The sequence below is a fragment of the Streptomyces sp. NPDC058620 genome, from assembly GCF_042717135.1.
GTDB lineage: Bacteria > Actinomycetota > Actinomycetes > Streptomycetales > Streptomycetaceae > Streptomyces.
On record NZ_JBHXQO010000035.1, the window covers coordinates 46405 to 60511 of the forward strand.

Annotated in this window: 15 protein-coding genes and 1 pseudogene; 9 read left to right on the forward strand and 7 right to left on the reverse strand. The window is 70.6% G+C overall.

Translation table 11 applies throughout. The features are described from left to right. Positions 1 to 6 precede the first annotated feature (6 nt). Positions 7 to 717 carry a pyridoxamine 5'-phosphate oxidase family protein gene (locus tag ACFWSK_RS26565; protein WP_383791015.1) on the forward strand — a complete coding sequence of 237 codons (711 nt, stop codon included), beginning with the start codon at positions 7 to 9 and terminating at the stop codon, positions 715 to 717. 56 nt (positions 718 to 773) lie between these two features. Here the strand turns inward: ACFWSK_RS26565 and ACFWSK_RS26570 are convergent, their stop codons facing one another. From ACFWSK_RS26570 to ACFWSK_RS26580, 3 genes are all read right to left on the reverse strand, one after another. Continuing rightward, positions 774 to 1730, reverse strand: a complete 957-nt coding sequence (locus ACFWSK_RS26570) for a DMT family transporter (protein WP_383791017.1) — start codon at positions 1728 to 1730, stop codon at positions 774 to 776. Positions 1731 to 1888: 158 nt separating this feature from the next. Then, the gene (locus tag ACFWSK_RS26575; RefSeq protein ID WP_383791020.1) at positions 1889 to 2920 is read right to left on the reverse strand and encodes a DMT family transporter; all 1032 of its coding nucleotides are present in this window, start codon (positions 2918 to 2920) and stop codon (positions 1889 to 1891) included. Between the two features lie 49 nt (positions 2921 to 2969). Further along, entirely contained in the window at positions 2970 to 3512 is a 543-nt protein-coding gene (locus tag ACFWSK_RS26580; RefSeq protein WP_383791023.1) for a Clp protease N-terminal domain-containing protein, read from the reverse strand. 430 nt (positions 3513 to 3942) lie between these two features. Here ACFWSK_RS26580 and ACFWSK_RS26585 point away from each other — a divergent pair, with 430 nt between their 5' ends. Next, a complete protein-coding gene (locus ACFWSK_RS26585) occupies positions 3943 to 4374 on the forward strand; it encodes an SRPBCC family protein (RefSeq protein ID WP_383791026.1) in 432 nt (143 codons plus the stop codon). 104 nt (positions 4375 to 4478) lie between these two features. On the opposite strand, the gene ACFWSK_RS26590 is transcribed toward ACFWSK_RS26585, so the two are convergent. Further along, positions 4479 to 5084, reverse strand: coding sequence for a PadR family transcriptional regulator (locus tag ACFWSK_RS26590; protein WP_383791029.1), 606 nt, complete (start codon positions 5082 to 5084; stop codon positions 4479 to 4481). A gap of 325 nt (positions 5085 to 5409) precedes the next feature. Here ACFWSK_RS26590 and ACFWSK_RS26595 point away from each other — a divergent pair, with 325 nt between their 5' ends. The 5 genes from ACFWSK_RS26595 (at position 5410) to ACFWSK_RS26615 (ending at position 9788) form a co-directional block, all read left to right on the forward strand. Then, positions 5410 to 5928, forward strand: a complete 519-nt coding sequence (locus tag ACFWSK_RS26595; RefSeq protein WP_383791031.1) for a toxin-antitoxin system HicB family antitoxin — start codon at positions 5410 to 5412, stop codon at positions 5926 to 5928. Positions 5929 to 6011: 83 nt separating this feature from the next. Continuing rightward, positions 6012 to 6860: a DUF4097 domain-containing protein gene (locus ACFWSK_RS26600; protein ID WP_383791034.1), complete on the forward strand. Its 849-nt coding sequence runs from the start codon at positions 6012 to 6014 to the stop codon at positions 6858 to 6860. A gap of 62 nt (positions 6861 to 6922) precedes the next feature. Beyond that, positions 6923 to 7933, forward strand: coding sequence for an ATP-binding cassette domain-containing protein (locus tag ACFWSK_RS26605; protein ID WP_383791037.1), 1011 nt, complete (start codon positions 6923 to 6925; stop codon positions 7931 to 7933). Continuing rightward, the gene (locus tag ACFWSK_RS26610) at positions 7930 to 8721 is read left to right on the forward strand and encodes an ABC transporter permease (protein ID WP_383791040.1); all 792 of its coding nucleotides are present in this window, start codon (positions 7930 to 7932) and stop codon (positions 8719 to 8721) included. Before ACFWSK_RS26605 ends, ACFWSK_RS26610 begins: the two co-directional genes overlap by 4 nt. 245 nt (positions 8722 to 8966) lie before the next feature. After that, a complete protein-coding gene (locus ACFWSK_RS26615; protein WP_383791043.1) occupies positions 8967 to 9788 on the forward strand; it encodes a PhzF family phenazine biosynthesis protein in 822 nt (273 codons plus the stop codon). A 52-nt stretch (positions 9789 to 9840) separates the two neighbouring features. Here ACFWSK_RS26615 and ACFWSK_RS26620 read toward each other — a convergent pair whose 3' ends face one another. Both ACFWSK_RS26620 and ACFWSK_RS26625 read right to left on the reverse strand, forming a co-directional pair. Then, positions 9841 to 10620, reverse strand: a complete 780-nt coding sequence (locus ACFWSK_RS26620; protein WP_383791046.1) for a CPBP family intramembrane glutamic endopeptidase — start codon at positions 10618 to 10620, stop codon at positions 9841 to 9843. Positions 10621 to 10783: 163 nt separating this feature from the next. Then, entirely contained in the window at positions 10784 to 11002 is a 219-nt protein-coding gene (locus ACFWSK_RS26625; protein ID WP_383791098.1) for a hypothetical protein, read from the reverse strand. Between ACFWSK_RS26625 and ACFWSK_RS26630 the strand changes: the two are divergent. Continuing rightward, positions 10917 to 11413 (forward strand): annotated as a pseudogene (locus ACFWSK_RS26630) (hypothetical protein); the annotation flags it as partial. The gene ACFWSK_RS26625 and the pseudogene ACFWSK_RS26630 overlap by 86 nt on opposite strands. A gap of 59 nt (positions 11414 to 11472) precedes the next feature. On the opposite strand, the gene ACFWSK_RS26635 reads toward ACFWSK_RS26630, so the two are convergent. Beyond that, positions 11473 to 12978 (reverse strand): glutamate-cysteine ligase family protein, encoded by a 1506-nt coding sequence (locus ACFWSK_RS26635; protein WP_383791049.1) that lies wholly within the window; start codon positions 12976 to 12978, stop codon positions 11473 to 11475. Between the two features lie 483 nt (positions 12979 to 13461). On the opposite strand from ACFWSK_RS26635, the gene ACFWSK_RS26640 reads away from it, so the two are divergent. Beyond that, a complete protein-coding gene (locus ACFWSK_RS26640; protein ID WP_383791051.1) occupies positions 13462 to 14049 on the forward strand; it encodes a hypothetical protein in 588 nt (195 codons plus the stop codon). Positions 14050 to 14107: the final 58 nt, after the last annotated feature.

The following is a 14107-nucleotide window of genomic DNA, read 5'->3' on the forward strand; positions in this document are numbered from 1 at the left end:
TACGCAATGTCGGACACCGCTGTGCCGGACCCCCACGCGCCCGACAGCACGGGCCCGCGCGTCGCTGCCCCGTACGAGCCCACGGACCGCACGGTCCCGACCAGGGGCCGCGAGCGCGCCACGTACGACCGCGAGCTGGTCCATTCGGTCCTCGACTCGGCCTACCTCTGCCACCTCGGCTTCGTACGGGACGGGGCGCCCGTCGTCCTGCCGACACTGTTCGGCCGGGTGGGCGAGCGGCTCTATGTGCACGGCTCGACCGGTTCCCGGCCCCTGCTGGCCGCGGGCAGGGAAGACCCGGGCCTCGCGGTCTGCCTCACGGTCACGCACGTCGACGGACTGGTGCTGGCCCGCTCCGCCTTCCACCACTCGATGAACTACCGCTCAGTGGTCGTCCACGGGACAGCCCGTACCGTCACCGACCCCGAGGAGCGCCGGGTCGCACTCGACGCCATCGTCGACCAGGTCGTCCCCGGCCGGTCCCAGGACTCGCGGCCCGCGGACGCGAAGGAGCTCGCCGCCACAGCGGTGATCCGCCTGGACCTCGACGAGGTCTCCGCCAAGGTCCGCACCGGCGGTCCGAACGACGATCCCGAGGACGTCCCGCTCCCCCACTGGGCCGGCGTCGTCCCGCTCACCCGCGGCTACGCGGCCCCGGTCCCCGCCGACGACCTGGACCCGGCCATCGCGGTGCCGGAGTACCTGACGGCTCTCTGACCGGCCGCCTCGGTGACGGGCCCGCCGCAGGGGAGCGGGCCCGTCACCGAGCGCGGTCAGACGAGCACGGCCTTCCGGCGCGCGACAGCCGCGCCGCGCGCCTCGGCTACGGCGAGGCCGGCCACCGCGACGAGCAGCAGCAGCGTGCCGGCGACGGTGGCCGCCGTGAGCTGTTCACGCAGCACGGTCACAGCGATAACGGCCGCGCTCACCGGCTCCAGAAGCATGATCACGGACACGGTCGCCGACCGTACGGCCGCCGCTCCCGCGAAGTACAGCGCATAGGCGAGCGCCGTCGGCACGGCGGCCACGTACACCAGCAGCCACACCACATGGGCGATGTCGGCGGTGTGCGGTACGAGCCCTTCCGCAAGCGCCATGGGCAACAGCCCCACCGCACCGATCCCGAAGGCCCAGGCACTGGTGGCCAGCGCGTCGCCGCCCCGGCCACCGCGCCCCAGCCACCGGGTCAGCACCGTGATGGCCGCATAGCCCGAGGCGGAGAGCAGGGCCAGGGCGATACCGAGCGGCTTCACCTCGGCCCCCTCACCCCCGAGCACCAGCACGACGAGACCGGTGAGCGCACCGGCCACGGCCGCCACCCCGCCGCGGCCGAGCCGCTCCCCCATGGTCAGCCGTGCGCCCACGGCGATGAGGACGGGTCCGGCGCCGAGCGTGACCACGGTCCCGACGGCGAGACCGGTCACCTCCACGGCCGCGAAGTACGCACTCTGGAACAGGGTGAGACCGATTCCGGTGCCCAGGATGCGCACCAGCCGGCGCCGTCGCGACTCGGCGGGCGCCGCCGCGCGCCGCCCGGGCCTCAGCGCGAGCGCTCCGGCCAGCAGGACGAGGCCGCCGACGCAGCGCCAGAAGGACAGGGCGAGCGGGCCGAGATCGCTGACCCGGAAGATCAGGGAGGCGGCGGCCCCGGCCGTCCCCCAGGCGACTCCGGCGACGATCAGATAGACGATGCTCCGGCCGACGGGCAGGCCGGACGTGGAAAGGGACACGTGCTTCTCCAGACAGAAAACGGGAGGGTGGTCGCTCGGCTCCGCACGCGGGCAGCGACGAACCGCTCGGGGACTGCCCGAGTCCGGTCTTCGTCTGGAGTTGCCGCCCGCGCTAGAGGGCAGGCGGCGGAAGCACAGTGAGATGCATGATCGTCACACTACGGCGAGGCCCGACGGGCGGACAACTCCCCCTGGGAATCCGCCGTACCCTGCTCGGCAGCGACGGCGCCGTGCCCGGAGGCCACCGGCCCCGACGGCGGCCTCGGCGCGGAGGACTGCGCGATGAACGCGCCGACCAGCACCACGCCGCCGCCGATGAGCTGGGGTCCGGACAGGTGCTCGCCGAGCAGTACCCAGGCGAGTACGGTCGCGATGACCGCCTCCAGACAGGCGACCACGCCCGCCACCTGCGGGGAGAGCAGCCGCACCGAGATGACTCCGGTGGCGTAGGCGACGACGGTCGCGAGCAGCACGATCCAGACGAGCAGCATCCAGGCGGGGACACCGGTCCCGTTCATGTCCGCACTGCCGCCGAGGATCGACCAGTCCATGCCCCAGGGCCGGGCGACCACGGTGAGGACCGCCGTACCGATGAGCAGTCCGTACGCGATCACGCCGACCGGATGCGGAGGTTCGGCGTGCTTTCCGGGGCCGGCTTCGCTGTCCTGTCCGCCCTGGTCGGAGAGGACGAAGTAGCCGACCTGGCAGCAGGCGGCGCCGAGTGCGAGGAGCAGTCCGATGGCGTCGAAGCTCAGCCCCGCCCATACCTCGACGACGCAGGCGAGTCCGCCGACCGCGAGGACCACGCCCACGGCCGCGGCACGAGTGACGGGCCGGCGCTGCACGAAACGGACCCATCCGAGCACGAGTGCCGGCGCCAGGTACTCGACGAGGAGGGCTACACCGACGGGGATGCGCGAGATGGCGGCGAAGTAGCACGCCTGCACGCCCGCGACGGCGAACAGTCCGAAACCGGCCAGCAGCGCGGGCCGCTCTCGGATCAGATTCCGGTGGCGCCAGGCGACCGGCAGCATCAGGAGCGCGGCACCCGCCACCCGTAGCCACACCACATGCAGGGGGTCGAGCCCCGCCTCGATCAGCGGCTTGGCCGCCACTCCCGAACCACCGAATGCGAAGGCCGAGACCAGGGCGAGTCCCAGGCCGGCGCTTCTCCCCTGAGACGCGTGCATCGGCACATCATGACAGGTGCCATCAGTACCGTCACCCCTGTCACGGCTGTCACGCCCGGCCGGACGCCTCCGCTGTGCGCTCGGCCGTACGGCCCGCCAGCCATGCGGCGTCCACGCCCGCCCGGTCGAGCACCTCCACCGCACGGCACTCGGGGTCCGCGGCGAGTGCGGCGAGCAGATCCAGCCCGCCGGCACGGTCCTCCCCGCGCCGCTCTGCGCGTGCACGCGCCCCTTCCATGGCGGCCACCGCCGAGGGTGACCAGCCGTCCACCCCGGGGTCGTGCACCAGGGGAACCACACCGGAGTCCTCGACCGCCCCCTGCCAGCGGAGCCCGTAGCCGATGCTGCGCTGCACGAGATAGCCGAGCACCCTCGCGAGCTGCGGACCGCCGTCGAAGGCCGTACGGACCTCGGGATCCGACTCGATGAGCGAGTGCAGCAAGTGGGCGGTGTCGATGTGACGGTCACCGTCACGCAGGGCCCGCCGGCGCGCACCGGTCACGACCGAGGTCAGTTCCACAGTGAAGCCGGCGTCGAGCTCGGCACGGGTCGGTGCGGGCTGTTCGGGTATCTGCGGCGTCCGGTTTTGCACACCTCTCACCCCATCAGTCCCGTGGCCGGAACACATCCCCGGAGGGGCCCATTTAGACATCCCACCCAAGTTGGGCACACCCGCGCGGTTCCTCATCCTTCCGGATGAGATCCGACGGCCGCACGGTACCGATCAGGAGAAACGGAGCGCGCCGCCTTGCTTCGCGCTTCCGGAGCAACCGACAGCCACGCCGCGTACGTCCCTCAGGCCACAGCCTGATGACGACGCCGGAGGGGGCGCGAGATGTTCTGGATGGCCGCCCTGCCGGCGATCGACGGCCCGCACCCGCGCGCGTCTGACTGTTCGATTCCGCTGCCATCTGGCGGAGTCACCGGACCCAAGCGGATCTGACGGGCCATCAGTATTGAATGTTGCCGCCGCTGCCGCTACGTTCCGCGACACCGTAACCCGACGAGCAAGGGGTGGTCGCATGGCCGAAGTCAGCGCGGAGGCACGCATCGAAGCACCGGCCGAGAAGGTCTGGGCGCAGCTGACGGACTTCTCGGCGTACGGCGAGTGGAACGCCACCCACACCAGTTTCCCCAAGGGCGGACCGGACTCCCTGGAGCTCGGGGCCACCTACGAGGAGAACATGAAACTGATGGGCTTCCCCGCCGAGGTGACCTGGACGGTCGCGGAGCTGGAGGCCGGGCGCCTGCTGACGACCACGGGCAAGGGCCCGATGGGCGTCAACCTGACCATGCGTTACGCACTGACCCCCGACGGGGACGCGACCACCCTGCGGATCGACGGGGAGTTCACCGGCGCCGCGGTCTCCCTCATGGCGGGCAAGCTCAAGGATTCGGCCACCTCCGCCCTCCAGGAATCGCTGCGCAAGCTGGGCGGCCTGGTCACCGTGTAACCCTCCCCCACGGCACCACGACTCCACGGTCGGCCCCGGAACCCCGGAAGGGCCCCGCGGCCACCGGCCTCGGGGCCCTTCCGGGCAACTCACGGACGACGGGGTCAGTCCTCGTCGGCCAGAATCAGGTAGAGCTTCTTACGGGCCTCGTTGATGACGGCGAGCGCCTTCTGCCGCTGCTCGGCGGAACCGGTCTTCCAGACCTGCCCGTACGCCTCCATCAGACCGAAGCCGGCCTGCCTGATCTCGTTGGCACTCTCCCAGTCGACCCCGCGCCCGGCCTCTTCCCACGGGGCGTCGGGGCCGGACTCGACCTCGGTTCGCCCGGCGTCGGTGAGCGTGAACAGCTTCTTGCCACCCTCGCTCTCGCTGACGATCAGACCCTCGTCCTCCAGCAGCTGAAGGGTCGGATAGACGGAGCCGGGGCTGGGGCGCCAGGCCCCACCGCTCCGCTCGCCGATCTCCTGGATCATCTCGTAGCCGTGCATCGGCCGGTCCTTGAGCAGCGTGAGGATCGAGGCGCGCACGTCTCCGCGCCGCGCCCTCCCCCGGCCGCCACCCCGGCCGCGCCCGCCGCCGAAAGGCCCGCCCCCGAAGGGCGGACCGAACGGACCGAAGGCCGCCCGCCTCTCCTCGAAGTCGCCCTGACCGCGATGACCGGGCCCGCAGTGCCCATGTCCGTGCTCATTGCCGTGTCCATGTGAACGCATCGCTACGCTCCTTCCATCGTTGACCTGTCACGATGCCTCAACGATATATCGGTACGTGTCGCTTGGCAAACATCTCCGGATCGGGCGGCACACCCTGCGCCCTGCAGGCGAGGCACGATGACGCCGGGCTGGCATCACATGGCGCCACCCGGAGCCACCCGGCGCCATTTCGTGCCCCCAGAAGCACGTGCGCCTCCATGGCGCCACCATCACCCATGCGGGTGCCAGCACATTTCCGCAGGTCAGGGCCACTTCATCAGCAACCCAGCCAAAGATGCCACCCCGCGCCTTGCGCATGGAGCCATAGTGGTGCCATGATGGCGTCATGGACCTCACCCCGTATGTCGACACCCTCCGCCATGAACTGGCGGTGGCCGCCGCGGCCGGCGGCGACGAAGCCCGCGAGCTGGCGGACAGGCTCACCGCTCCGCTGGAGTCGGCGACCCGGCTGACCATGCTCAACGTGCTCTCCGCCGCGATGGACGAGATCACCCGCGACCTCGCCCCCGGCTCGGTCGACGTACGGCTTCGCGGGCTCGACCCCGACTTCGTGGTGACACTGCCGCCCACCGACGGCGGCGCCGGGGCGGAGCCGGCCCCGCCCGTCGAACCGCTGAAGGCGCAGGCACCCGCCGACCTCGACGAGGGCGGCACCGCCCGCGTCAACCTGCGCCTGCCGGCCCACCTCAAGGCCCGCGCCGAGGAGGCCGCGAGCCGCGAGGGCCTGTCGGTCAACGCCTGGCTGGTGCGGGCCGTGTCGGCCGCGGTCGACGGCGTTGGCACACCGCGTCCGACAGAGAGGGCCCGCACCGTCGGACAGAACTACACGGGCTGGGTGCGGTAACCACGCCCGGCGCCCGCACCACTTCACCCACACCACGTCCCACCAGCGGGGACGCCCTGAAGACCCAAGAGGACGGGACAGCCATGCCTTCTTTCGACACTCCCGAACCGATCTCGGCCACGGCGCACGTGGAGGCCGGTTCCATCCAGTTCACCGCGGGCGACCGCCTCGACACCGTCGTCGAAGTGCGGCCCCGCGACCCGAAGAAGGACCAGGACGTACGGGCCGCCGACCAGACCGAAGCCACGTACAGGAACGGCGTACTGAACATCAGGACGCCCAAGTCCAATCTGCTCGGCCTCGGCCGCACCGGCACCGTCGACGTGACGGTCGAACTGCCCACCGGCTCACGCATCGACATGACCGGCGCCTGGGCCCAGGTGCTCGGCGAGGGCCGGCTCGGCGAGGTCCGCGTGAAGACCTCGTCCGGCGACGTCCGCCTCGACACGACCGGCCCGCTGAAGCTGACCGCGTCGCACGGCTCGATCACCGTGGACCGGGTCGACGGCAAGGCCGAGATCACCACCAGCTCCGGCAGCCTGCGCGTCGGCACCGTCGACGGCCCCGCCGTCCTGAAGAACTCGCACGGCTCCACCACCGTCGGCACCGCGACCGGCGACCTGCGGGTGAACGGCTCCAACGGCGACATCGACATCGCGCGCGCCGAAGGCTCGGTCGTCGCCACCACCGCACACGGCACCCTGCGCGTGGGCGAAGTGGCGCGCGGAACCGTCCAGCTGGAGACCTCCTACGGCGCCATCGAGGTGGGCGTCCGCGAGGGCACGGCCGCGTGGCTCGACGTCAGCTCCGACCGCGGGCAGGTGCGCAACACACTCACCGCGTCCGAGACCCCGGAGAAGACCGAGGACACCGTCGAGGTCCGCGCCCGGACCCGCTGGGGCAACATCGACGTACGCCGCTCCCGGGCCTGAACACCGGCCCCGCCAACTCGCCCACTCCCCGCGTCACTTCAGCCTTCGAAAGGGAGGGCTCCATGCCTTCGTCTGTCATGTCCACGTCCAATCGGGACGGCAGTCCGCAGCCGCCCGCCGCCGTCTCCGCTGTCGGTCTGCGCAAGTCCTACGGTGACAAGGTCGTGCTCGACGGCATCGATCTGAGCATCCCGGCCGGGTCCGTGTTCGCGCTGCTCGGTCCGAACGGCGCCGGCAAGACCACCGCCGTCAAGATCCTCTCCACACTCATCACCGCCGACGCCGGGGACCTGCACGTCGGCGGCCACGACCTGGCCACCGACCCGCAGGCGGTGCGCGCGGCGATCGGTGTCACGGGTCAGTTCTCCGCCGTGGACGGTCTGATCACCGGCGAGGAGAACATGCTCCTCATGGCGGACCTGCACCACCTCTCCAAGAGCGAGGGACGGCGGGTCGCCGCCGAACTCCTGGAGCGCTTCGACCTGGTGGACGCGGCGAAGAAGCCCGCCTCCACCTACTCCGGCGGCATGAAACGCCGCCTCGACCTGGCCATGACCCTGGTCGGCAACCCGCGGATCATCTTCCTCGACGAACCCACCACCGGCCTCGACCCCCGCAGCCGCCACAACATGTGGAACATCATCCGCAACCTCGTGGCCGGGGGCGTCACCGTCTTCCTCACCACCCAGTACCTGGAGGAGGCCGACGAGCTCGCCGACCGCATCGCGGTGCTGAGCGACGGCAGGATCGCCGCCGAAGGCAGTGCCGAGGAGCTGAAGCGGCTCATCCCCGGCGGCCACATCCGGCTCCGCTTCACCGACCCGGCCGCGTACCAGGCAGCCGCCGTCGCCCTGCGCGAGGTCACCCGGGACGACGAGGCGCTGTCGCTGCAGATCCCCAGCGACGGCACCCAGCGCGAGCTGCGCTCGATCCTCGACTGGCTGGACTCCGCCGGGATCGAGGCCGACGAGCTGACCGTGCACACCCCGGACCTCGACGACGTGTTCTTCGCCCTGACCAGCGGCACCAGCGTCCCCAACCAGCCCAACCAGCCCAAGGAGAACGTCCGATGAGCGCCCTCTCCCTCGCCGTACGCGACTCGAACACGATGCTGCGCCGCAACCTGCTGCACGCCCGCCGCTATCCCTCCATGACCCTGAACCTGCTGCTCACGCCGATCATGCTGCTGTTGCTCTTCGTCTACATCTTCGGCGACGTGATGAGCGCGGGCATCGGCGGCGGGGGCGCGGACCGCTCCGACTACATCGCCTACATCGTCCCCGGCCTGTTGATGATGACCGTCGGCAGCACCGTGATCGGGGCCGCGATCTCCGTCTCCATGGACATGAGCGAGGGCCTGATCGCCCGCTTCCGCACCATGGCGGTCTACCGCGGGTCGGTGCTCATCGGGCATGTCGTCGGCAGCGTGCTGCAGGTGCTCGCCAGCCTGGTCCTCGTAGGCGCCGTCGCCGTGGCCATCGGCTTCCGCTCCACGGACGCCACGGTTCTGGAGTGGCTGGCGGCATTCGGGCTGATCGCGCTGTTCTCCCTGGCCCTCACCTGGATCGCGGTCGGGATGGGCATGGCCAGCCCGAACCCCGAAGCGGCCAGCAACATGGCCATGCCGCTGATCCTCCTCCCGCTCATCTCGAGCGCGTTCATCCCGGCCGGCACGATGCCAGGCTGGTTCCGGCCCATCGCCGAGTACCAGCCCTTCACCCCCGCCATCGAAACCCTCCGCGGCCTGCTGCTCGGCACCGAGATCGGCCACAACGGATGGCTCGCCATCGCCTGGTGCCTCGGCCTCACCGCGCTCGGCTACTACTGGTCGACCGCGCTCTTCAACCGCGACCCGAAGTAGCCGGGGCGACCGCGCGGGACAGGTCGTACCGCCGGAGGGCGGCGTACTCCGACACCGCGTCGGCGTACGCCGCCCATCCGCGTTCTCCCCGCCGACCCGGCCTGCCGGCCGACGGGCACCTGCTGTTCCTCGCCGAACCCGAACCCGGATGGCGCTCCCGGGACCGGTCAGACCGCCGCCCTTCCGGTCCAGTTCCCGCCGATTGGCCTTGGCCTGCGGCTTTCCGCCGGGCCTACGGTCGCGTCATGAGGATTCGTATCGTCGACGCGTTCACCGACCGCCCGTTCGCCGGCAACCCCGCCGGGGTCCTGCTCCTCGACTCCGGCGGCTTCCCCGACGACATCTGGCTCCAGCGGGTCGCCGCCGAGGTCAATCACGCCGAGACCGCGTTCGCCCACCCGCTGCCGCCGGGCGGAGAGGCCGACTGGGCGCTGCGCTGGTTCACCCCGGTCACCGAGGTCGACATATGCGGCCACGCCACTCTCGCCACGGCGCACGTCCTGCACACCACGGGCATCGCGAGCGGGAAGGTGCGGTTCGCGGCCCGTTGCGGAATCCTCACGGCCACCGCCCACCCCGACGGCACACTGGCCCTCGACTTCCCCACCGCCCCGCTGACGCCGGCCACCGCCCCGCCCGGCCTGGCGGAGGCGCTCGGCGCCGCGCCGGTCACCGTCCTCGACACCGGACCGCACATCGGCGACCTGCTGATCGAGCTCGCGGACGAGGCAGCCGTACGAGCGCTGGCTCCGGACCTCCCCGGACTCGCCGCCTGCTCACGGCGCGGGATCATCGCCACCGCCGTGGCCGAGGACCCGTCGCACGGCTACGACTTCGTCTCGCGCGGGTTCTTTCCCCAGGTCGGTATCGACGAGGACCCGGTGACCGGCAGCGCGCACACCGCCCTCGCCCCGTTCTGGTCGGCGCGGCTGGGCCGGGACGAGCTCACCGGTCTCCAGTGCTCGGCCAGGAGCGGCCAGGTCCGCACGTCCCTGCGCGGCGACCGCACCGTGCTGACCGGCAGCGCCGTCACCGTCATCGACGGCGAACTCCTCGCCACGCCCTGACCCGCCGAAGGGGCGTACGAGCCATCCGTACGCCCCTTCGCCGGCAGGCCGCTCACGGCGTGGGCAGCCAGCCCACGTTCCCTGCGAGCAGCGCGTATCCCACGAACGCGCCGATATCGAGCAGCGCGTGGGCGACGACCAGCGGTCCGACCCTTCCCCAGCGCTGATACAGCAGCACGAAGACCACGCCCATCACCAGGTTCCCGATGAAGCCGCCGATCCCCTGGTACAGGTGGTACGAGCCGCGCAGCACCGAACTCGCCACCAGGGCTGCCATCGGCGTCCAGCCCAACTGCCCCAGCCTGCGGAGCAGATAGCCGACGACGATCACCTCCTCCAGTACGGAGTTCTGGAGCGCGGAGAGAATCAGTACGGGGAACTTCCACCACACGTCCGGCAGCGACTCCGGCACCACCGTCAGGTTGAATCCGGTGGCCCGTGCCGCCAGATAGAAGGCGAGCCCCGCGCTGCCGATGCCCGCGGCGATCAGGGTGCCGCGGCCGAGGTCGGACCCGGGCCTGGTCCGGTCGAAGCCGATCGTCCGCAGGTTCGCCCCCTCCCTGATCAGCAGATGCGCCACCAGGGCTACCGGCACCAGTGCCGTGGTGATGCTGAACAGTTGCCAGGCGAGATCCAGCCATGGCCGCCCCGGCGCGTACGAACCGTTCAGCGTGGCCGCCTGGTCCTTCAGTCCCCCCGGCTTCGTCAGCGATCCGACGAAACTGATGAGGGCGGACACCCCGCTGGCACCGAGCGAGAGAGCCAGAACAAGCACCGTCTCGGACCGCAAGATCCGCCGTGGCACGCTCTCTTGGGGGTAAATATCAGCCACACGCCCCGCCTCCACCTGTACACCTGCCCTTAGTTGTGCGTTCACGTCTCATCCCACCCACCGCCCCGCTGGGGCCTCGAATGCAGGTACGAAGATCATGCGCGACCGGCCGGGGGACGACCACCATTGGTGAGGGTGTGGTCCCCCATTTCCTTGTTCATCCTCAAGGAGGGGGCACCACCGGCATGGGACGTCTCAGCTTGCCCGACGACCACGCGACGGAGAGCTCCGGGGACGCCCCTCCCCGCCGCCCCCGCACCGTCGCCATCGCCACGACGCTCGTGCTCGCGGTGGCGGTGGCGGCGGGAACGGCGCTCGCCGCGCAGGGCGGTCTGCCGTCCTTCTCCGAGCCCTGCGCGGACTCGGCGGTACGGCTGACCATGGCCGCCTCCCTCGACATCACCCCCGCCGTGCGTGCTGTCGCCGACCAAGCGCGCAAGGACGGTCTGGCTGCCGGACTCGGACCTCTGGCTGGACCGGGCCAAAGGCAACAGCGACGGCATTCCGGTCGCCCCGGGCGACTCCGTGGCCTCCTCCCCCGTCGCCCTCGCCATGGTGCCGTCCGCGTCCAGAACCCTCGGCCGGCCCAGCGAGACCTATTCCTGGGCCGAGTTGACCGGAGACCCTCGGCATGTGGACCGTCACCGTGCAGAGCGCGCGGCTCACCACGGTCGTCGACGCGTACATTTCCATGGCCACCCTCGTACCCGGCCGCGGCCAGGCACGGATGGACGTGACGAAGGCGTCCCTGATCCAGGCGCTCTCCCAGTTCACGCCCAACGACGAGACCGGCCGAGTAGCCCGAGCGGGCAACCGCCCCTCCTCGATTCGTCCGCGCGGCGCCCTCGCCGCTCAGGGCGCGGGGAAGCCCACCTGCCACGTGTGCACGGGCTCGCCCGCCTGCATCAGCTCGCCGTAGCGGCGGGTGGTGGCGGCCAGCGCCGCGTCCCGTCCGAGTCCCGCCTCCAGGGCCCGGTGGTACGTATCGACCTGCCAGGAGGCTCCGTTCATCCGCCGCTTGCACCGTTCCTCGATGACACCGAGGTAGAGGTCGCGGTCCGCGGGTTCGATGTTCCAGGCGTCGAGCCCTGCGGCGGCCAGTGGCAGCAGTTCGTCGCGTACGAGTTTGACCGCGGGCACCCTGGTGACCCCTACCGAGCGGCCGGGACGCGGCCAGAGCAGCTCGGCGTCGATGCCGTGGCGGCAGGCGGTGTCGAAGTTCTCAGCGGCGGCGGCGAACGGCAGCCTGGTCCATACCGGCCGCGGTTCCTCGGCCAGCGCGCGCACGAGACCGTAGTAGAAGGCGGCGTTGGCGATTACGTCGGTCACGGTGGGCCCGGCCGGCAGCACCCGGTTCTCGACCCGGAGATGGGGAACACCGCCCGACAGGCCGTAGACCGGCCGGTTCCAGCGGTAGACCGTTCCGTTGTGCAGGACGAGTTCCGCCAGCAGCGGCACCCTGCCCTCGTCGAGGACGCGCAGCGGCTCCTCGTCGTCGCAGATGGGCAGCAAGGGCGGGAAGTAGCGCAGATTCTCCTCGAAGAGTTCGTACGCGGAGCTGATCCAGCGCTCTCCGAACCAGGTCCTCGGCCGCACCCCCTGGTTGCAGAGTTCGGGCGGCCGGACGTCTGTGGCCTGCTGGAACAGGGGCGGACGGGACTCCCGCCACAGCTCCTTGCCGAAGAGGAAGGGGGCGTTGGCCCCGAGCGCGACCTGAACGGGGGCGATGGCCTGCGCCGCGTTCCACACGTCGGCGAAACGGGCAGGCGTCACCTGGAGATGCAACTGGACCGAGGTGCAGGCCGATTCGGGAGCGATGGAAGGAGAGGTCAGCACAAGTCGCTCGACGCCCTCGATATCGAGGGCGAAATCCTCGCCACGAGCGGCCGCCATTTGGTCGTTGAGCAGCGTATAGCGGTCCACCTGTGAGAGATTCGCCGAGACCACGTCCTCCCTGCCCAGGGTCGGCAGGATTCCGATCATCATGATCCCCGCGTCGACCTCACCGGCCTTCCGGTGGGCATAGGCGAGCCCGGTTCTCAGCTCCTCGGCGAGCTGATCGAAAACCCGGCCGCTCAGACGGTGCGGCACGATGTTTACTTCGAGATTGAACATCCCCAGTTCGGTCTGGAAATCCTTGCTCGCGATGCGCTGGAGCACCTCGGCATTCATCATCCGCGGCATACCGTCCGCCCCTGCGAGATTCAGCTCTATCTCCAGGCCCATGAGATTCCTGGGACGCTCGAACCTCCGCTCGGCCAGCAGTCTCCCCAGCCCCTCCAGGCACTGGTTGAGCTTGTCGCGGTACGCCCGCCGATCGGACAGGTCAAAGGCGCCCGCCACGACCTTCTCGCCCATCGCAGCGTCCTTCCTAGATTGACCGGCCCGCGGCCCAGGCCGTTCGTATCAGGATCGATAATGCCCAGACGAGGTGATCGATAACGCCCCCATCGGCCTCGGGTACCCGATAGTCTGGTGACGGAAGCCGGGGGCACATTCCGTCGGCATGGGACAGTTGCACTTTCCGCTGCCGGACGCGTGGTGAAAGCGTCGGCGAGTTTCAGCCTACCGCCGAATCGGGTAAACCCCTGGCGGAGGAAGTCCGGGCAGGCCGAATCACCAGAAACTCCGCATTCCGAAGTCCTGATACCGCCTTGCGGACAATATGGCAAACGGCTAGCGGAAACACCGTGTGAACACGTGTCGTATAAACTCCGCAAACGAGGCAGAGAGTTGACGCACAGGCCCCGTTACCGGCCGTCCTCTGGCCCCGGCACGCCGACAGCGCCGTCTGCACCCGCCCACGCATCACCGTGTCTCCGAAGTGAGAGGCGACTCACCATGCCGCTGCATGTACCCCAGGCTCCCGCGCCCGCATTGCGCAGCGTTCTCACGGCACTCGGTTCTCCCACCGCAGTCCGCGAGGCCCGCACGCCCGCTCTCCGGTCCGTCCAGGGACCGCTGAGCCCCGAACTCCCGCTCCCCGTCCACGTACTGAACCGGATCACCCCGGACGAGGCCGCACCCAGCACCCGCCTCGCCGGCTGGCGCTTCATGATCCGCAGCGGGGACCGCGCCATCGCTGCCGCGGACACCATGCTGACTCCCGACGGCTGGGCCTTCTCGCACTTCTTCGAGGGTCCGTACATCGCCTCGACCGAGCTGGCGGTGCGGCAGGCCGAAGCCGCGCCGGCCGCGTACCAGCCGCGCCTGCTGTCCATCCCCGGCCTCTACATGCTCACGCTGTGGCTGCACGGCGACATCGAAGCCGATCCCGCCGGCGGCACTCTCGCCCCGACCGACGTTCTCGTACCCCTGGCACCCGCGCCTCCGGGCATCGCCGCCCATCGCCCGCACGCGGTCGCCGACCTGTTGCCCGTGATGACGTTGCGCATTCCTCCCGGCCCGCTGCTCGGCTCGCCCGCCTGACCCGCTCCACCCCACGCCCCCGTCGTACCGCCCCGATCACCGGGACACCACGGCGGGG